This is a genomic window from Shinella zoogloeoides (assembly GCF_033705735.1).
Taxonomy (GTDB): Bacteria; Pseudomonadota; Alphaproteobacteria; order Rhizobiales; family Rhizobiaceae; genus Shinella; species Shinella zoogloeoides_A.
In genome coordinates, this window is record NZ_CP131131.1 from 874,958 (window position 1) to 892,527 (window position 17,570).

At 65.4% G+C, this 17,570-nt stretch carries 15 protein-coding genes; 11 read left to right on the plus strand and 4 right to left on the minus strand.

The window, feature by feature from the left end; translation table 11 throughout:
- Positions 1 to 35: 35 nt before the first annotated feature.
- On the minus strand, positions 36 to 827 hold the full coding sequence (locus tag ShzoTeo12_RS21830; RefSeq protein ID WP_318914266.1) for a DeoR/GlpR family DNA-binding transcription regulator: 792 nt from the start codon (positions 825 to 827) through the stop codon (positions 36 to 38).
- Between the two features lie 265 nt (positions 828 to 1,092).
- Between ShzoTeo12_RS21830 and ShzoTeo12_RS21835 the strand changes: the two genes are divergently transcribed.
- From ShzoTeo12_RS21835 to ShzoTeo12_RS21850, 4 genes are read left to right on the plus strand one after another with little or no spacing between them, the layout of a single operon-like run.
- Positions 1,093 to 1,911, plus strand: a complete 819-nt coding sequence (locus ShzoTeo12_RS21835; protein ID WP_318914267.1) for an inositol monophosphatase family protein — start codon at positions 1,093 to 1,095, stop codon at positions 1,909 to 1,911.
- 25 nt (positions 1,912 to 1,936) lie between these two features.
- The gene (locus ShzoTeo12_RS21840) at positions 1,937 to 2,998 is read left to right on the plus strand and encodes an ABC transporter ATP-binding protein (protein ID WP_318914268.1); all 1,062 of its coding nucleotides are present in this window, start codon (positions 1,937 to 1,939) and stop codon (positions 2,996 to 2,998) included.
- Entirely contained in the window at positions 2,995 to 4,635 is a 1,641-nt protein-coding gene (locus ShzoTeo12_RS21845; RefSeq protein WP_318914269.1) for an iron ABC transporter permease, read from the plus strand. Before ShzoTeo12_RS21840 ends, ShzoTeo12_RS21845 begins: the two co-directional genes overlap by 4 nt.
- 32 nt (positions 4,636 to 4,667) lie before the next feature.
- Positions 4,668 to 5,645 (plus strand): ABC transporter substrate-binding protein, encoded by a 978-nt coding sequence (locus ShzoTeo12_RS21850; protein ID WP_318914270.1) that lies wholly within the window; start codon positions 4,668 to 4,670, stop codon positions 5,643 to 5,645.
- Between the two features lie 117 nt (positions 5,646 to 5,762).
- Here the strand turns inward: ShzoTeo12_RS21850 and ShzoTeo12_RS21855 are convergent, their stop codons facing one another.
- Positions 5,763 to 6,638 carry a LysR substrate-binding domain-containing protein gene (locus ShzoTeo12_RS21855; protein WP_318914271.1) on the minus strand — a complete coding sequence of 292 codons (876 nt, stop codon included), beginning with the start codon at positions 6,636 to 6,638 and terminating at the stop codon, positions 5,763 to 5,765.
- A 204-nt stretch (positions 6,639 to 6,842) separates the two neighbouring features.
- On the opposite strand from ShzoTeo12_RS21855, the gene ShzoTeo12_RS21860 reads away from it, so the two are divergent.
- From ShzoTeo12_RS21860 to phnY, 3 genes are all read left to right on the plus strand, one after another.
- Positions 6,843 to 8,045, plus strand: coding sequence for a 2-aminoethylphosphonate--pyruvate transaminase (locus tag ShzoTeo12_RS21860; RefSeq protein ID WP_318914272.1), 1,203 nt, complete (start codon positions 6,843 to 6,845; stop codon positions 8,043 to 8,045).
- Between the two features lie 18 nt (positions 8,046 to 8,063).
- Complete coding sequence (gene phnA, locus ShzoTeo12_RS21865) at positions 8,064 to 9,326, plus strand: phosphonoacetate hydrolase (protein ID WP_119255951.1); 1,263 nt, start codon at positions 8,064 to 8,066, stop codon at positions 9,324 to 9,326.
- A gap of 94 nt (positions 9,327 to 9,420) precedes the next feature.
- A complete protein-coding gene (gene phnY / locus ShzoTeo12_RS21870; protein ID WP_318914273.1) occupies positions 9,421 to 10,875 on the plus strand; it encodes a phosphonoacetaldehyde dehydrogenase in 1,455 nt (484 codons plus the stop codon).
- Between the two features lie 21 nt (positions 10,876 to 10,896).
- Here phnY and ShzoTeo12_RS21875 read toward each other — a convergent pair whose 3' ends face one another.
- The gene (locus ShzoTeo12_RS21875; RefSeq protein WP_318914274.1) at positions 10,897 to 11,127 is read right to left on the minus strand and encodes a hypothetical protein; all 231 of its coding nucleotides are present in this window, start codon (positions 11,125 to 11,127) and stop codon (positions 10,897 to 10,899) included.
- Here ShzoTeo12_RS21875 and ShzoTeo12_RS21880 point away from each other — a divergent pair.
- From ShzoTeo12_RS21880 to ShzoTeo12_RS21890, 3 genes are all read left to right on the plus strand, one after another.
- On the plus strand, positions 11,114 to 12,136 hold the full coding sequence (locus ShzoTeo12_RS21880) for a putative 2-aminoethylphosphonate ABC transporter substrate-binding protein (protein ID WP_119255857.1): 1,023 nt from the start codon (positions 11,114 to 11,116) through the stop codon (positions 12,134 to 12,136). The genes ShzoTeo12_RS21875 and ShzoTeo12_RS21880 overlap by 14 nt on opposite strands.
- A gap of 80 nt (positions 12,137 to 12,216) precedes the next feature.
- On the plus strand, positions 12,217 to 13,392 hold the full coding sequence (locus tag ShzoTeo12_RS21885) for a putative 2-aminoethylphosphonate ABC transporter ATP-binding protein (protein WP_318914275.1): 1,176 nt from the start codon (positions 12,217 to 12,219) through the stop codon (positions 13,390 to 13,392).
- 2 nt (positions 13,393 to 13,394) lie between these two features.
- Entirely contained in the window at positions 13,395 to 15,410 is a 2,016-nt protein-coding gene (locus tag ShzoTeo12_RS21890) for a putative 2-aminoethylphosphonate ABC transporter permease subunit (protein WP_413251192.1), read from the plus strand.
- A gap of 75 nt (positions 15,411 to 15,485) precedes the next feature.
- Here the strand turns inward: ShzoTeo12_RS21890 and ShzoTeo12_RS21895 are convergent, their stop codons facing one another.
- Complete coding sequence (locus tag ShzoTeo12_RS21895) at positions 15,486 to 16,520, minus strand: GlxA family transcriptional regulator (RefSeq protein ID WP_318914277.1); 1,035 nt, start codon at positions 16,518 to 16,520, stop codon at positions 15,486 to 15,488.
- Between the two features lie 202 nt (positions 16,521 to 16,722).
- Between ShzoTeo12_RS21895 and ShzoTeo12_RS21900 the strand changes: the two genes are divergently transcribed.
- Entirely contained in the window at positions 16,723 to 17,505 is a 783-nt protein-coding gene (locus tag ShzoTeo12_RS21900) for a DeoR/GlpR family DNA-binding transcription regulator (RefSeq protein WP_313192634.1), read from the plus strand.
- The last annotated feature ends 65 nt before the right edge of the window (positions 17,506 to 17,570 follow it).

Below are 17,570 nucleotides of genomic sequence, written 5' to 3' on the forward strand. Positions count from 1 at the left end.
TCATCCTGTAACCCGGCCCGGAGATCCACAGCTTGTCATTCACCGGCGACGACGAGCCCCGGCACGGCGGCGGCGAGGGCCTCGAAACCGGGCTTCTGGCGCGCCTTCGCGTCCGTGATGAGATGGGCCATCTCGCCCGTCTCGCAGAACACCGAGCGACTGACGACGCCCACCTTGGAATGGTCGGCGAGGATGATTGTCCGGCCGGAATTGCGCACCATGGCGCGGGCGATCTCGGCGCCGTGCAGGAAGTAGTTCATCGCGCCCATCGTGGCGTCGACACCCCAGGGGGCGAGCAGGGCGACATCGGCGCGGTAACGCTGGATGTCGTTGATCGTCGCCTCGCCATAGGTTTCCATCGGGTCCTGCTTCACGTTGCCGGCAAGCAGGATGACGCGGGTGCCGCGCGAAAGGTCGCCGGGCCGCTCCGTGAGCTGGCTGGCGACATCGACCGAGTTGGTGAGGATGGTGAGATTGGTGAGCCCCGTAGGGCCGGCCAGCGCCTCGGCCATGGTGGAAGTGGTGGCGCCCGCATCCATGAAGATCGTCTGGCCGCTTTCGAGATAGCCGAGCGCCGTGGCGCAGATCGCGCGTTTCTCCTGCCGGCGCAGGGTGATGCGCACGCCGAAGGTCGTGTCCTCGCGCGCCACCATGGGAACCGCCCCGCCGCGCACGCGCTTCAGTTCGCCCGCGATCTCCATGTCCATGAGGTCGCGGCGGATCGTTTCGCGCGAGACGCCGAAATCCTCGACGATGCGGTCGATCGACACCTGGCCGTAGGCGGCGAGCAGCGAACGGATTTTCTGTTGACGCTCTTCCTGCCACATGCCGGAGCCCTCCCTTGCTGCACATATTGATAGACGATGCCCATCTTTGCCACAAGCGCCATATCGCTTGCCGCATAAAAACTCACTTTGCCAACTAAAACACATATTGCCACATTGGCGATTTGAATGTAGGAAGATCGCAGAGGCCGAAATGGTCTGCCCCATATCCATCAATCGGTCGGAACCCCATGGCCCGGCACGTCGACCCGCGTCCCAGGCGGGAACGATGGCGGCTGTCCGACAACCGGGAAAGTGTCGAAAGAGAATGACCAGCGCCGCCCTCATCGAAGAACAGCATGTGGCCTTCGCCGTGGAGCTGGCCGACGTCGCCCGCACTGTTCTGAGGGAAAACGGCATGGCGCGCGTCGACGTCTCGGTGAAGGCGGACCGCAGCCTCGTCACCGCCATGGACATCCTCATCGAGGACCGCCTTCGCGAGATGATCTCCGCCCGCTACCCCGCCCACGGCATCATCGGCGAGGAGCGCGACTGGGTGCGTCCCGGCAGCGATCACGTGTGGGTGCTCGATCCCATCGACGGTACGACGGCCTTCATCGCGGGCCTTCCCTATTACGGCACGCTGATCGCGCTTGCCGTCGGGGGCGTGCCGCGGCTCGGCATCATCGACATTCCCGCCATCGATTCCCGCTGGGTCGGCGCCGAGGGCCGGCAGACGACGCGCAACGGCAGGCCCATCCGCGTGCGGTCCTGCCCGGAGATCGGCCGGGCGATCATGACCAACAGCAACCAGGATTATTTCGCCCCCGCCGAGCGCCCCGCGCTCGACCGGCTGCGCGCAGTGACCGGCGCGCGCGCCTATGGCGGGGCAAGCCTCAATTACGGCCTTCTGGCCGACGGTCGCACGGACCTTGCCATCGACGGCGGCCAGAAGGTCTTCGACTTCGCGCCCTTCCGGCCGATCGTGGAGGGCGCGGGCGGCATCGTCACCGACTGGGCGGGCGCGCCGCTGACGCTCGAAAGCTCCGGCCAGCTGCTCGGGGCAGGGGACGCCGGGGTGCACCGCCAGGCGCTCGAACTCATCACGGACCTGAAGGCGGCCCCGGCCGCCCTTTCCGGCGCATAGGCTCAAAGACCAAAGAGGGGAAACCATGGGCATAGCGATTTCAAATCTCTCAGTGAAATACGGCGCGGAGACCGTCATTTCCGGCCTTTCCCTCGATGTTCCCGAGGGCTGCTTCTTCACGCTGCTGGGCCCGTCCGGCTGCGGCAAGACCACGCTGCTGCGCACTATTGCCGGTTTCGCGCCGGCAAGCGGCGGCCAGATCCGCTTCGGCGGCCGCGACGTCACCGAGCTGCCGCCGCACAAGCGCGCCATCGGTATGGTGTTCCAGGATTACGCCCTCTTCCCCGACAAGACGGTCGCCGACAATGTCGCCTACGGTCTTCGCGCCCGCGGCGAAAAGGGCCCCGGCGTCGAGCAGAAGGTGAAGGCCGCGCTGGAGCGCGTCGGTCTCGGCCATGTGCTGTCGCGCCATCCGGCCGCCCTTTCCGGCGGCCAGCGCCAGCGCGTGGCGCTCGCCCGCGCCCTCGTCATCAAGCCGGCGGTGCTGCTGATGGACGAGCCGCTTTCCAACCTCGATGCCAAGCTGCGCGTGCAGATCCGCGAGACGATCATCGAGCTGCAGCGCGAGGCCAACATCACCACGGTCTTCGTGACGCACGACCAGGAGGAAGCCCTGTCCATGTCCGATCTCATCGGCGTGATGAACAAGGGCAAGGTCGAGCAGCTCGGCTCCCCGCAGCAGATCTATGCGACGCCGCGCACCGGCTATGTCGCCGATTTCGTCGGCGCGGCCAACCGCACCGAAGTTCCGGTCCGTCCCACTGCCTCCGGCCTTGTCGAGGTTGAAGTCGCCGGCACCCGCCTCGTGGCGACCGACGCGCTGGAAGGGCCGGCGGACAAGGGCCTTCTCGTCCTGCGGCCGGAAGACCTCGCGATTTCCGCGGCGCCCGTCGCCGGCCGGCAGTCGCTGCCCGCGACCGTCCGCAGCCGGCAATATCTCGGATCGCGCACCAGCTACAGCGTCGAATGCGCCGGCGGCCTCGTGCTCAATGCCGAGATGCACGGCGCGGGGCACGATGCCTTCCAGCCGGGCACGGCCATCCACCTGGGCTTCGATCCCGCAGCCGCACGGGTGATCCGCGCATGAACCACTCGGCTTTCCGCACCCCCTGGCCCTGGCTTTCGGCCCTCGCGCTCGCCCTTCTCGGCGTCTTCGTGCTTTATCCGCTCCTCTATATCTTCACCGCGAGCTTCGTCGGCGAGGGCCGCTCGGGCTGGCTGCAGCTTCTGGCGGACCGCCAGAGCCTTTCGGCCATCGGCAACACGCTGCTGCTCGCCACCGTCGTCACGCTGTTCTCGACGCTGATCGGCGTGCCGCTCGCCTATGTCTCGGCGCGCTATCGCTTCCGCGGCAAGCTGTTCATCACGCTGCTGCCGCTCATCACGCTCGTCATCCCGGAAGTGGTGACGGCGCAGACCTGGCTGATGATCCTCGGCAACAACGGCGTCATCACCCGGTTCCTGAAGGGCTACGGCATCTTCATCCCGAGCTTCTACGGCTGGTTCGGCCTCATCACCTCGATGAGCTTCATCTACTACACCTATGTCTATATCGGTACGGTGGCGGCCATCGGGAAGTTCGACGCGCAGCTGGAGGAGGCCGCCCAGAGCCTCGGCACCGCGCCGGCCCGCTCGCGCATCCATGTCATGCTGCCGGTCATCCGGCCGGCGATCCTCGCCTCCGCGCTGCTCGTCTTCACCATGGTCATCGGCAATTTCGCCATCTCCACCATCCTGGGGCACAACGTGCGGCTGCTGTCGGTGGCGATCTACCAGGCGGCCGTGGCGGAGGGCGCAAGCAACCTCACCATGCAGAGCACGCTCGCCAGCATCTCCGTGCTGATCGTCATGGCCGTGCTGTTCCTCAACCGCCGCGTCATCGCGAGGGGCCGCTACGAGATCGTCCAGGGGAGAGGGGCCAGGCCGCAGCCGCTGAGGGGGGCGCAGGGCGTCCTCGTCAGCGGCGCGGCGGGCATCGTCGTCGCGATCTCGCTGCTGCCGCTCGTGACCATCGCGGTCGGCGCCTTCACGGTCTCGCGCGGGCCGGTCATGCGCTGGGGCGAATGGACGCTCGACAACATGGCGCGCGTCTTCATCACGGCGCCCGGCCCGCTGGTCAACTCGATCCTCTATGCCGGCATCGCGACCGTCATCTCCGTCGCCTTCTCGACGCTGGTCAGCTATCTCGTCGTCAAGAAGCCGAACCTGATGACGCCGCTGATCGACTATGTCTCGGCCATTCCGCTGGCGCTGTCGGGCACGGTACTCGGCGTCGGCCTGCTCGCCTCGTTCAACGGCGGCTTCCTGGCACTGACGGGCACGTCGACGATTATCGTGCTTGCCTATGTCATCCGCCGCATGCCCTTCGGCATGCGCAACGGCCAGGCGATCCTGCACAATATCCCCAACTCCATCGAAGAGGCATCGATCAGCCTCGGCTCGCCGCCGTTCCGCACCTTCCTGCGTGTCGTGCTGCCGATGATGCTGCCGGCCGTCGCCTCGGCCGCGATCCTGACCTGGACGACGACGGTCTCGGAGCTTTCCGCCTCGCTGCTCGTCTACTCCGGCGGCCGCGAGACCCTGCCGATCCAGATCTTCCGGCTCATCGATTCCGGCCTCATGGCCTATGCCTCGGCCTATGGCCTGGTGCTCGTCGCCGTGATCCTCGTGCCGGTCGTCGTCGCCACCACCCTGTTCAAGGTCGACCTGTTCGCCTCGAAATGAAGCCCAGAACCAGAAGAAAGAGAGGAACTGCCATGAAGAAACTTGCCGCAACCACGCTCCTGCTCGCCGGCCTTGCCGCGGGCGCCGAAGCTGCCGACCCGGTGATCTACACCACCAATCCGGTTCCGGCCGTCGAAGCCGCGCAGGCCGTCATCAAGGACAAGGCCGGCCTGACGACGGGCATCATCACCGGCGGCAGCGGCGTGCTGCTGCGCCGCATCGAGGCGGAAAAGGCCGCCCCGCAGGGCGATGTCTTCTGGTCGTCCTCGGCCAACACGATGGGCGCCTTCAAGGACGTGCTGGAGCCCTATTCCTCGCCGGAGCTTTCCGCCGTTCCCGCGGATCTGCGCGTTGCCGACGACTATTTCCAGCCGGCGAACCTCCATGTCGTGACCGTGATGGTCAATACCGACCAGCTCGACGGCGCGCCCGCGCCCGCCGACTGGAAGGACCTTGCCGATCCTGCATGGAAGGGCCGAATCATCCTGCCCGATCCGGCAAACAGCTCGACGGGCTACACGATCGTCTGGGGCCTTTCCAAGCTCCTCGATGCGGAAACCTACAAGGCGCTCGTCGCGAACCTCGTCGTCTCCTCGTCGTCCTCCGCCGTGCCGAAGGGCGTCGCGATGGGCGAATATGCCGCCGGCATCACCTTCGAGACGAACAGCTACAGCTATGTGGATGGCGGCCAGACGGAGATCAGCATCGTCTATCCGTCGTCCGGCACCTTCACGACCCCGGAATATTCCGCTCTCGTCAAGGGCGCGCCGGCCGGCGACGACGCCAGGAAGGCCATCGACGCGCTGCTGTCCAAGGACTCGCAGATCGAGCTGCTGAAGGTCGCCTTCCGCCGCCCGAGCCGCACCGACATCAAGGTCTCCGACTACGTCAAGCTGCCCGAGCTTTCCTCGATCAAGATCTTCAAGATCGATGAGGACGAGGCGGCGAAGAGCCGCGACGCCTTCCTCGCCGAATGGGCGGCCCTGCCGAAAGCCGGTTCGAGCGAATAACGGCCTCCCGCGCAGGCAAGCCGGCGGAGGTCCGCACTTCAAGGCGTCGGCTTTTCTGCGATCCGGGGCGGCGTGCCGGCAATTTTCCTGCCGCACGCCGCTTCGGTCTTTCGAACCCTATACCGGCGGCGCCGCGAGCTTGCGGGCGATGTCGAAGAAGGCGTTCACCAGCTTGCCGTTGGCGCGCTCGCGCAGGCAGATGAGCGCTTCGTCCATCCGCATCTCGGGCGCGTCGATCTCGATCGGGATGAGGCGGTTATCCTGTCCGAATTCCGCCGAGGAGACGAAGCCGACGCCGCCGCCGGCCGCAACGATCTCCCGCACGGCCTCGCGCCCTTCCGCCTCGATGAGCGGGACGAGCGGCACGCCGCATTGCGCCGCCATCAGCTCCAGCTTCTGGCGGGTCTTCGAGCCCCGCTCGCGCATGACGAGGGGATGCTTTGCAAGCTCGGAGAACGAGAGCCGCCTTGCATCGCCCAGCGGATAGTCGCGGCTGGTGAAAGCGATGATCGGTGTCGAGTTCAGCTTCAGGATATCGAAGTCGCTGGATTGCGGGACCTCGCCGAGCACGCCGATATCGGCCTCGTAGGCATGCAGGCTGGTGATCACCGTTTCCGTATTGCCGGCGTCGATCGAGACCTGCACGGAAGGATAGGCGCGGCGGAAGGCGGCGAGGATGTGCAGGAGGTGATGGGCGGCGTCGGCGACGATGCGCAGCTTTCCAGCGCGCAGGGCCCGCGATTCCGACAGGAGGTCGAGCGCCTGCTGCTCGACGTCGAACATGCGGCGGGTGACCTCGAGAAGATGATGGCCCGCCTGGGTCAGTGTCACCTGCTTCTTGTTGCGGTTGAAGAGCAGGACGTCGTATTCCTCCTCCAGCTTGCGCACCTGGTCCGACACCGCGGGCTGGGTGAGGAACAGCGCCTCGGCGGCGCGCGAAAAGCCGCCATGGATCGCCACATTGTGAAAGGCGCGCAGTTGCACATAGCGCATGAGAACCGGCTTTCGATAAATTGAAGCTATGCGTTCATTAAGACGAACGATTTTGCTTATGTAAAGTGGCGGAGTCCATTTGAACCGTCCGGGCTTCCCTATAATCATAAATCTAATCGATAGATTGATACAAAAGAACGATTTTACATATATATCTTTCCGTCCCATTGTCGTCCCCGGATATGCCAAACGTGAGGACGGACCATGCCAACCACCGCTTCCGACAGGGCCAGCGCCCCCCTTGAGACGCCGCGACTCGGCGAGCCCTATCTTCTGACGCCCGGCCCGCTGACGACGGCCTATTCGGTCAAGGAGGCCATGCTCAGGGACTGGGGTTCCTGGGACGGCGACTTCCGCGCCATGACGGCGGAGCTGCGCCGCGAGCTGCTCGCCATCGCCGGCGACACGGCGGGCGAATTCGACTGCGTTCCCATGCAGGGCAGCGGCTCCTTCTCGGTGGAGGCCATGCTCGGCAGCTTCGTGCCGAAGGACGGCAAGGTGCTGGTGCTGAGCAACGGCGCCTATGGCAAGCGCATCGCCCAGACGCTTTCCTATCTCGGCCGCGCCCATGTGGTGATCGACAAGGGCGACTACATGCCGCCGCGCGGCACCGAGGTCGCCGCCGCGCTGGAAGCCGATCCGGCGATCAGCCATGTCGTCGTCGTCCATTGCGAGACCAGCTCGGGCATCCTCAACCCGCTGAAGGAGATATCCGAGACCGTCTATGCGCATGGCCGCAAGCTGCTGGTCGATTCCATGAGCGCCTTCGGCGCGGTGCCGGCCGGCGTCAACGATTTCCGCTATGAGACGATCGTCTCCTCCGCCAACAAGTGCATCGAGGGCGTGCCCGGCTTCGGTTTCATCATCGCCCGCAAGAGCGAGCTGGAGGCCGCCAAGGGCCGCAGTCATTCGCTCAGCCTCGATGTCCATGCCCAGTGGGAACACATGAACAAGACCGGCCAGTGGCGCTTCACGCCGCCGACCCATGTCGTCGCCGCCTTCCTTGAGGCGCTGCGCATGCATCGCGCGGAAGGGGGCGTGGCGGCCCGCGGCGCGCGCTATGCCCACAACCGTGACGTCATGGTGGCGGGCATGCGTGAACTCGGTTTCGAGACGCTGCTCGCCGACCGATGGCTCTCGCCGATCATCGTCACCTTCTTCAGCCCGGCCCATCCGGCCTTCGCCTTCGATCGCTTCTACGATCTCATGAAGGACAAGGGCTTCATCATCTATCCCGGCAAGCTGACGGTGGTGGACAGCTTCCGCGTCGGCTGCATCGGCCGCATGGACGAGCATGTCATGCGCCGCGTGGTGGAGGCCGCCCGCTCCTCGCTGGCCGAAATGGGTGTCGACAGCGCCGCCCCGCCGGCTATCGCCCTTGAAGAACGCAGCCGTCTCGCGGCCTGAAAGAGAATGGAAACCTCGATGAACCAGATGTCCAAGATCACCGTCACCGCCAACCGCCGCACCTATCCCTGGCCGAACGTCCCGGCCATCGCCATCTGCCTCGACGGCTGCGAGCCGGCCTATCTCGACGAGGCCATCAAGGCCGGCCTGATGCCGACGCTCGAGCGCATCCGCAAGACCGGCACGGAGCGCACCGCGCTCAGCGTCATCCCGAGCTTCACCAACCCGAACAACCTGTCCATCGCCACCGGCCGCCCGCCGGCGATCCACGGCATCTGCGGCAACTATCTCTACGAGCCCGCGACCGGCAAGGAAGTGATGATGAATGACCCGCGCTTCCTGCGCGCGCCGACCATCTTCAAGGCCTTCTACGATGCCGGCGCCAAGGTGGCGGTCGTGACGGCGAAGGACAAGCTGCGCGCCCTTCTCGGCCATGGCCTGAAATTCGACGACGGTCGCGCGGTCTGCTTCTCCTCCGAAAAGTCCGACAAGTCGACCAAGGCGGAGCACGGTATCGAGAACGCCTCGGCCTGGCTCGGCCGGCCGGTGCCGGAAGTCTATTCGGCCGACCTTTCCGAATTCGTCTTCGCCGCCGGCGTCAAGCTCCTCAAGGAATTCCGCCCCGACGTCATGTACCTGACGACAACGGACTACGTGCAGCACAAATATGCGCCGGGCGTGCCGGAGGCCAATTCCTTCTACGAGATGTTCGACAGATACTTGACGGAACTCGACGCCCTCGGCGCGGCGATCATCGTTACCGCCGACCATGGCATGAAGCCGAAGCACAAGGCGGACGGTTCGCCGGACGTCATCTATGTGCAGGACCTGCTGGATGAATGGCTCGGCAAGGACGCCGCCCGGGTCATCCTGCCGATCACCGACCCCTATGTCGTCCATCACGGCGCGCTCGGCTCCTTCGCCACGGCCTATCTGCCCGAGATGGCGGACAAGGAGGAGATCATCGAGCGGCTGAAGGCGGTGGAGGGCATCGACGTCGTGCTCTCGCGCCCGGAAGCCTGCATCCGCTTCGAGCTGCCGGACGACCGCATCGGCGACATCGTCCTCGTCTCCTCGCAGAACAAGACGCTCGGCACCAGCGAGCACCGGCACGACCTTGCCGCGCTGAACGAGCCGCTGCGCTCGCATGGCGGACTCACCGAGCAGGCGGTGCCCTTCATCGCCAACCGCGTCCTGCCGGAACTCTCGTCAGCCGGCACGCTGCGCAACTTCGACGCCTTCTACTACGCACTCGTCGCGGCCGCCCAGCCGGCGCACTAGGGCATCCTGCGGCCGGGCGAAGCCGTCCGGCCGCATCAGGGAACATAGAGCGTTGCCGCAAGAGGAGAAGCGGACGCGCTGCGAGGAGAAAGTCATGACGAAAGTGGAAACGACGTTCGCGATCCGCCATGAGCCCATGCGGATCGCCGGCAAGGCGGTCGATACCGAAGGGCGGATCGAGGTGCGCTATCCCTGGAACGATGCCGTCATCGGCACCGTTCCGGCGGGCCATGCCGAGCATGCAAGAAAGGCCTTCGAGATCGCCGCGGCCTATCAGCCGAAGCTGACGCGCTACGAGCGCCAGCGTATCCTCCTCAAGGCCGCCGAATTGCTGGTCGCCCGCAAGGAGGAGGTCTCCGATCTCATCACGCTGGAGCTCGGCATCTCCAAGCAGGATTCGCTCTACGAGGTGGGCCGTGCCTTCGACGTGCTGACGCTCTCGGGCCAGATGTGCATTCATGACGACGGGGAGATATTCTCCTGTGACCTCACCCCGCACGGCAAGGCGCGCAAGATCTTCACCACCCGCGAGCCGCTGACCGCCATCTCGGCGATCACGCCCTTCAACCATCCGCTCAACATGGTGGCGCACAAGGTGGCCCCGGCGATCGCGACCAACAATTGCGTCGTCCTCAAGCCGACCGAGCTGACGCCGATGACGGCGCTCGTCTTCGCCGACATCCTCTACGAGGCCGGCCTGCCGCCGGAAATGCTCTCCGTCGTCACCGGCTGGCCCGGCGATATCGGCATGGAGATGATCACCAATCCGAACTTCGACCTCATCACCTTCACCGGCTCCGTGCCGGTCGGAAAGCTGATCGCCGCCCATGCCCAATACAAGCGCCAGGTGCTGGAACTCGGCGGCAACGACCCGCTGATCATCCTCAACGATCTTTCCGACGACGATCTCGCCCGGGCGGCGGACCTGGCGGTGGCGGGCGCGACGAAGAATTCCGGCCAGCGCTGCACGGCCGTCAAGCGCATCCTCTGCCAGGAACGCGTCGCCGACCGCTTCGTGCCGCTGGTGCTGGAGCGGGCGAAGAAGCTGCGGTTCGGTGATCCGATGGACCGCACGACGGATCTCGGCACGGTCGTCCACGCCAGGGCGGCGGAGGTCTTCGAGCGCCGCGTGCATAAGGCGGCGGAGGAGGGGGCCGAGGTGCTCTACGATCCTGGCCGCAGAGGTGCGCTGCTCCCGCCGATCGTCGTCGACCGGGTTTCCCATGCGAGCGAGCTCGTCATGGAAGAGACCTTCGCGCCGATCATCCCGATCGTGCGCGCGCCCGACGACGACGACGCGCTGATCGCGCTCTCCAATTCCACCGCCTTCGGTCTTTCCTCCGGCGTCTGCACCAACGATTTCCGCCGCATGCAGAAATACATCGCGGGCCTGAAGGTCGGGACGGTGAACATCTGGGAAGTGCCGGGCTACCGCATCGAGATGAGCCCCTTCGGTGGCATCAAGGATTCGGGCAACGGCTACAAGGAAGGCGTCATCGAGGCGATGAAGAGCTTCACGAACGTGAAGACCTTCTCCCTCCCGTGGTGATCCGGGCCAGCCCCTGCGGGATCACCTTTTGCTGGGAGCCGTTTCGCGCGGCTCCCTTTTTTGCGTTTGCGGCAGGATCTTCCCATCGTTTTTATTTTCCGAACGATAAGAATAATAAATTTTACTTACCGAAAACCCCTGCCAGAATGCCTCGTGAAGCCGATTGTAAACAAGGGTGACGACAGATCGCCCGCCGCGCTTCCCGGGTTTTTCCAGGTCTCCAGAGAGGATTTCCATCATGAACAGACGCATGCTTTTTATGCTTGCCGGCGCCATGTCCGCCGTGCTTCCGACCATTGCATTCGCCGAGACCGAACTGACGGTCTATACCGCCGTGGAGGCCGTCGATCTCGACCGCTACAAGGAGACCTTCGAGAAGGCCCATCCCGACATCAAGATCAACTGGGTGCGCGATTCCACCGGCGTCATGACGGCCAAGCTGCTCGCCGAGAAGGATAACCCGCAGGCCGACGTCGTCTGGGGCGTCGCCGCGACCTCGCTGCTCCTCCTCAAGACTGAGGGCATGCTCGAGCCCTACCAGCCGAAGGATGTCGAGGCGCTCGACAAGAAATTCGTCGACAAGGACACGCCGCCGAGCTGGGTCGGCATGGACGCCTATGTCGCCGCGCTCTGCTACAACACGGTGGAGGGCGAGAAGCTCGGCCTGACGCCGCCGACGAGCTGGGAAGACCTCACCAAGCCGGAATACAAGGGCCATATCGTGATGCCGAACCCGGCCTCCTCGGGCACCGGCTTCCTCGATGTCTCCGGCTGGATGCAGATGTGGGGCGAGGAGAAGGCGTGGGGCTTCATGGACAAGCTGCACGAGAACATCTCCGCCTACACCCATTCCGGCTCCAAGCCCTGCAAGATGGCGGGCGCGGGCGAGGCGGTGATCGGCGTTTCCTTCGAATTCCCCGGCGCCAAGGCCAAGAGCGCCGGTGCGCCCATCGACATCATCTTCCCCTCCGAGGGCTCGGGCTGGGAAGCCGAGGCGACGGCCATCATCGCCGGCACGCCGAATCTCGAAGCCGCCAAGACGCTGGTCGACTGGTCGGTCACCAAGGAAGCCAACGAGATGTACAATGTCGGCTATGCCGTGGTCGCCTATCCGGGCGTCGCAAAGCAGGTCGAGCACCTGCCGGCGGACATCTCCTCCAAGATGATCGACAACGACTTCGAATGGGCCGCCAACAATCGCAACGCGATCCTGAAGGAATGGCAGAAGCGCTACGACGCCAAGTCGGAGCCGAAGAGCTGACACCGCTCGGCCGGGCGGGGCGCCGTCGCGCTCCGCCCATCCCGTTCTCCTGAAATCCCTGAAGCCAGCGGAGCTTGCCGATGAGACATGCCCTGTCGATCGAACCGACGCCCACCAGCCCGTCCCGGGTTGCCGAACGTGCGGCGGACCAGCCGGCCCCTTATCTGGAGATAACGGATCTGTGGAAGGCCTATGGCGATTTCGTCGCGCTGCGCGACATCTCGCTGAGTATCGCGAAGGGCGAATTCATCTGTTTCCTCGGTCCCTCCGGCTGCGGCAAGACGACCCTGCTCAGGGCCATTGCCGGCCTCGACCTTCAGACCAAGGGCACCATCCTCCAGGACGGCCGCGACATCTCTACCCTGCCGGCCTCCAGCCGCGACTACGGCATTGTCTTCCAGTCCTATGCGCTCTTCCCGAACCTCACCATCGAGCAGAACATCGCCTTCGGCCTCGAGAATACCGGCCGTCCCAAGCCGGAGGTCGCTGCGCGGGTCGCCGAGTTGCTGGAGACGGTCGGCCTGTCGGCGCATGGAAAGAAGTATCCCGCCCAGCTTTCCGGCGGTCAGCAGCAGCGCATCGCGCTTGCCCGCGCCATCGCCATCTCGCCGGGCCTTCTCCTGCTCGACGAGCCGCTTTCGGCGCTCGACGCCAAGGTGCGCGTGCATCTTCGCCATGAGATCAAGGCGCTGCAGCGCAAGCTCGGCGTTACCACCATCATGGTGACGCACGACCAGGAGGAAGCGCTCGCCATGGCCGACCGCATCGTGGTGATGAACCACGGCGTCATCGAGCAGGTCGGCTCGCCCACCGAGATCTACCGCCATCCCGAAACCCTCTTCGTCGCCGACTTCATCGGCGAGACCAACCAGTTCCCGGCGAAGGTTGCCGCGGATGGCGAGGTCGAGATCGGCCATTCCGCCTTCCGCTGCCCGACGGGCGACTTTGCCCCCGGCGCGACCGCGACCGCCGTCGTGCGCCCCGTCGACATCATTCCGCACGGTGCCGACGCGCATGCGGCCAACGCCGTCGACCGGCCCTCGACGCCGCAGAACCTGATCGACGCCGAAGTCCGGGAAATGGAGTTCCTCGGCATGTTCTGGCGCACGCGGCTGACCGCGCCGCGGCTCGGCGAGCGCACGCTCGTCGCCGACTTCTCCGTCAATGCCGTGCGGCGTCTCAGCATCGAGACGGGCGGCGTCATCCAGGTGGAGATCCCGCGCGAGCGCCTGCTGCTCTATCCGAGGAGCGCATGACGATGAGCATCGCCCTCGAAACGCCCCATCTGCCGCTCGCCGGCAAGCGGCTGCGGCAGCAATCCTCCCGCGACGACCGCATCAAGCTCGGCTTCATGGCCGTCATCGGCCTCTACCTGATCGTCGCGCTCGGCGCGCCGCTCTTCGTCATGCTGTCGAAGTCGCTGTCGACCTACCGCTTCGACCTTGCGGCCTTCGAGTTCCAGGTCAGCGACGAGACGGGCGCCAACTGGGGGCCGGTCGTCAGCGCCGCGCAGCTGAACGAGACGCTCGGCGCGGTACCGGAAAGCGAGCTTTCCAGCAATTCCGACGGGCGGCTGGCGGCGACCAAGTTCTTCCCCGAATTCAAGTTCCGCAGTCCCGTGCACTACCGCATCCGCGGCACGACCGCCGATGCGGCCTTCCTCGTCGGCTCGACGCTGGAAAAGGGCACCGAATGGCGCGACTACGATTCCGGCACCTTCCGCCGCGTCGTGCTGCGCCCGGCGCGGGGCCTCGGCCTCGATAACTTCGTGGCCTATTTCTCGACGCCGGCGCTCGCCCAGTCGATCTACAATTCGGTGCTGATGGCGGCCATCAGCACGGTCTTCACCGTCGCCATCGCCTTCGCGCTCGCTTACGGGCTGACGCGGAGCTGCATGCCGCTGAAGGGCCTCTTCCGCGGCGTCCTGACGATCCCGATCCTCGTGCCCTCGCTGCTGCCGGGCATCGCGCTCGTCTATCTCTTCGGCAACCAGGGCGTCTTCAAGGACTGGCTGATGGGCTATTCCATCTACGGTCCGATCGGCATCGTCATCGGCTCGGTCTTCTTCACCCTGCCGCATGCCTTCCTGATCATCCTGACGGCGCTTTCCGTGGCCGATGCGCGCCACTACGAGGCCGCCGCCTCGCTGAAGGCCAGCAAGTGGCGCACCTTCACCACCGTCACGGTGCCGGGCGCGCGCTTCGGCCTCGTCTCGGCCGCCTTCGTCGTCTTCACGCTGGTCATCACCGATTTCGGCCTGCCCAAGGTGATCGGCGGGCAATATGGCATGCTCGCCGTCGACATCTACAAGCAGGTGATCGGCCAGCAGAATTTCGAGATGGGCGCGGTCGTCTCCGTCATCCTGCTCGTGCCGGCCATCCTCGCCTTCGCCGTCGACCGGCGCATGCAGAAGCGGCAGGTGGCGCTGCTGTCGGCCCGCGCCGTGCCCTATGCGCCGAAGCCCAATGCCCGCACGGATGCGATCTGCTTTGCCTTCGCCTGCCTCGTCAGCCTCTTCATCCTCGGCATGATCGCCATGTGCCAGATCGCCGCCCTGGTGAAATTCTGGCCCTACGACCTGACGCTGACGACGAAGAACTTCGCCTTCGACCTGATGGACGGCGGCGGCTGGGAAGCCTATGGCAATTCGATCAAGCTGGCCTTGCTGACGGCGCTGTTCGGCTCGCTCGTCGTCTTTGCCGGCGCCTATATGGTGGAGAAGGCGGACGGCTTCCGCCTCGGCCGCGGCCTCTTCCATTTCCTCGCGATGATGCCCATGGCGGTGCCGGGCATGGTGCTCGGCCTTGCCTATATCTTCTTCTTCAACAATCCGGCTAATCCGCTCCATCCCATCTACGGCACGATGGCGATCCTCGTCGTCTCCACGGTGACGCACTTCTACACCGTCGCGCACCTGACGGCGCTGACGGCGCTGAAACAGATGGATCCGGAATTCGAATCCGTCGCTGCCTCGCTGAAGCAGCCCTTCCACCGGCTGTTCTTCCGGGTCACGGTACCGGTCTGCCTTCCGGCGATCCTCAACATCGCGATCTATCTCTTCGTCAATGCGATGACGACGGTCTCGGCGGTGGTCTTCCTCTATTCCACCAACACCAAGCTCGCCTCGGTCGCCGTGCTCAACATGGACGATGCCGGCGACATTGCCCCGGCGGCCGCCATGGGCATGATGATCTTCTACACCAATGTCGCCGCCAAGCTCGTCCACGCGCTGGTCGCCCGCGGCCTGCTGGCGCGGACCCAGGCATGGCGCTGACGCCGGCGTCGAAGGTTGCATGAAAAAGGCCCCTCTCCATCGCGGACGAGGGGCCTTTCCTTTGGGGGATCTGTATCAGGCGACGTGCCGTTCCTCGTCGCGGCGGCTCTCGGGAAGGGACCGCCGCTCCACTTCGGCAAGGCGCGTTCCCTGCGGCGTGCAGCCGTAGCGCTCGCGATAGGTGCGGGAGAAGTGCGAGGCAGTGGAGAAGCCGCAGGCCATGGCGATCTCGATGACGGGCAGCGACGAGGTGGCGAGCAGCAGATGCGCCCGCTCCAGCCGCAGGTCGAGATAGTAGCGCGCCGGGGTGCGGCCCATCTCGCGGCGGAAGAGGCGCTCCATCTGGCGGCGCGAAAGCCCGCTTGCCGGCGGCATGTCGGCGAGCCGCAGCGGTTCGGAAAGGTTGGCCTCCATCTGCTGGATGATGCGGATCAGCAGGGCGTTGTCGATACCGAGGCGGGCCTGCAGCGGCAGGCGCTGGCGTTCGCCGGCTTCCCGCAACTGCCCGCAGAGCGCCACCTCGCAGATGCGGTTGGCGATGTCCTTGCCGAGGTCCTGCTCGATGATCTCAAGGAACATGTCGAAGGATGCGTTGCCGCCGGCGCAGGTATGGAGATCGGCGTCGATCTCGAATGTCGTCTGGCGGGCCTTTGCGGCAGGGAAACGCTCGGAGAAATCCGGGAAATGCGCCCAGTGCACGGCGCAGCGCCGCTCGTCGAGAAGTCCGGCGCGGGCGAGCGGATAGAGCCCGCCGGCAAGGCCGGCCAGCGGGATGCGGCTGCGCCGGCAAAGCCGCAGCCACGCCTCCAGCGGACGGTCGGGCGCGGGGATCGCGCTGCCGCCGCAGACAACGGCGAAGCGCGGCGCCATGCCCGGTCGGCAGAGCCATTCGCGTGCCTCGGCGAGGGAAAAGTCGGCGGCGACGCGCATGCCGCAGGAAGAGCTTGCCGGCCGGCCATGCACCGTCACGACCTGCCAGTCGTAGACCGGTCGGCCGGCGACCTCGTTGGCGATGCGCAGGGCGTCGAGCGCTCCGGAGAAGGCATGCAGCGCGAAGCCGTCGATGAGGCAGAAGATGAAACGGCTGCCGTCCATGCGTGCCTGTTGCATTGTCTCCTCCCGGTCGTGAAAAACGATTTAGGGCAGAATGGAAAGAATTATTACATAATGCAACATAAAAAGACATTCTGGCCGTGTGTTTTCGGCGAAATATGGCCTCGATTGTCACAATTCATCGCCGAATGAGCCGGGCTTGCGCGGTCGATGTCACGCCCGGCTTGTCAAAGCGACAAAAATGATCGCAGATATCGTCATGTCCGGTTCCCAGAACACTCGCGCTCTTGCTCCCCGCCGCCATGGCGAAATCCTGCGCCGCCTTGCGGCGGACGGCACGGTGAGCATTACCGAGCTTGCCGATTTCTTCGACGTGTCGCGGCAGACGATCCGCCGCGACCTGAAGCTTCTCGCCGAGCGCGGCCAGCTCGACCTCGTGCATGGCGGGGCGACGCTGTTCGAGGCGACCGAAGCGGCCTTCACCGAGCGGCGCGAGGAAAATGCCGACGCCAAGGCGGCGATAGGCCGCGCCGCCGCCGGCCTGGTGCGCGACGGCATGGTCGTCTTCCTCGATTCCGGCACGACGACGCTCGCGGTGGCGCAAGCCCTTTCCGAGCGGAAAAACCTCACGATCTGCACCACTTCGCTATCCGTCGCGCTTCTGATGTGCCGCCAGCCGCAGGTGCGGGTGCACATGCTCGGCGGCGAGATCGACCCGGACGAGGAGGCCTCGGTCGGCATCGACGCGCTGGAGGCGATCGCGCATTTCCGGGTCGATGTGGCCTTCCTCGGCGGCGGCGGCCTGTCACCGGACGGCGAGGTGACGGACTTCACCCGCAGCGGCGCGGAGCAGCGCTCGCGCATGGCCGAAACGGCGAACCGGGCGTATTTCGTGCTCGACAGCTCGAAATTCGGCCGGTTGACGCCGCTTCGCATTCCGCGCTTCGAGGCGGCGGCAGGCGTGATCGTCGACCGCCGCCCGCCGGAGGCCATCGCCGAGGCGCTGGAGCGGAGGGGGCCGGCCCTGATCGTTTCCATGTGACTAAATGTAATATTTTGTAACTTTCTGTCTTGTCCTTTGGCGGTGTTTTGGTACCGTACGGCCTT

What these genes read in the sequence shown, in the direction of transcription:
- ShzoTeo12_RS21895 (WP_318914277.1), bottom strand. Translation starts at nt 16,520, where the DNA reads ATGCAACAGGCACGCATGGACGGCAGCCGTTTCATCTTCTGCCTCATC.
- ShzoTeo12_RS21855 (WP_318914271.1), bottom strand. Translation starts at nt 6,638, where the DNA reads ATGCGCTATGTGCAACTGCGCGCCTTTCACAATGTGGCGATCCATGGC.
- ShzoTeo12_RS21850 (WP_318914270.1), top strand. Translation starts at nt 4,668, where the DNA reads ATGAAGAAACTTGCCGCAACCACGCTCCTGCTCGCCGGCCTTGCCGCG.
- ShzoTeo12_RS21875 (WP_318914274.1), bottom strand. Translation starts at nt 11,127, where the DNA reads ATGCGTCTGTTCATGATGGAAATCCTCTCTGGAGACCTGGAAAAACCC.
- ShzoTeo12_RS21835 (WP_318914267.1), top strand. Translation starts at nt 1,093, where the DNA reads ATGACCAGCGCCGCCCTCATCGAAGAACAGCATGTGGCCTTCGCCGTG.
- ShzoTeo12_RS21900 (WP_313192634.1), top strand. Translation starts at nt 16,723, where the DNA reads ATGTCCGGTTCCCAGAACACTCGCGCTCTTGCTCCCCGCCGCCATGGC.
- ShzoTeo12_RS21840 (WP_318914268.1), top strand. Translation starts at nt 1,937, where the DNA reads ATGGGCATAGCGATTTCAAATCTCTCAGTGAAATACGGCGCGGAGACC.
- phnA (WP_119255951.1), top strand. Translation starts at nt 8,064, where the DNA reads ATGAACCAGATGTCCAAGATCACCGTCACCGCCAACCGCCGCACCTAT.
- ShzoTeo12_RS21890 (WP_413251192.1), top strand. Translation starts at nt 13,395, where the DNA reads ATGAGCATCGCCCTCGAAACGCCCCATCTGCCGCTCGCCGGCAAGCGG.
- ShzoTeo12_RS21830 (WP_318914266.1), bottom strand. Translation starts at nt 827, where the DNA reads ATGTGGCAGGAAGAGCGTCAACAGAAAATCCGTTCGCTGCTCGCCGCC.
- phnY (WP_318914273.1), top strand. Translation starts at nt 9,421, where the DNA reads ATGACGAAAGTGGAAACGACGTTCGCGATCCGCCATGAGCCCATGCGG.
- ShzoTeo12_RS21885 (WP_318914275.1), top strand. Translation starts at nt 12,217, where the DNA reads ATGAGACATGCCCTGTCGATCGAACCGACGCCCACCAGCCCGTCCCGG.
- ShzoTeo12_RS21880 (WP_119255857.1), top strand. Translation starts at nt 11,114, where the DNA reads ATGAACAGACGCATGCTTTTTATGCTTGCCGGCGCCATGTCCGCCGTG.
- ShzoTeo12_RS21845 (WP_318914269.1), top strand. Translation starts at nt 2,995, where the DNA reads ATGAACCACTCGGCTTTCCGCACCCCCTGGCCCTGGCTTTCGGCCCTC.
- ShzoTeo12_RS21860 (WP_318914272.1), top strand. Translation starts at nt 6,843, where the DNA reads ATGCCAACCACCGCTTCCGACAGGGCCAGCGCCCCCCTTGAGACGCCG.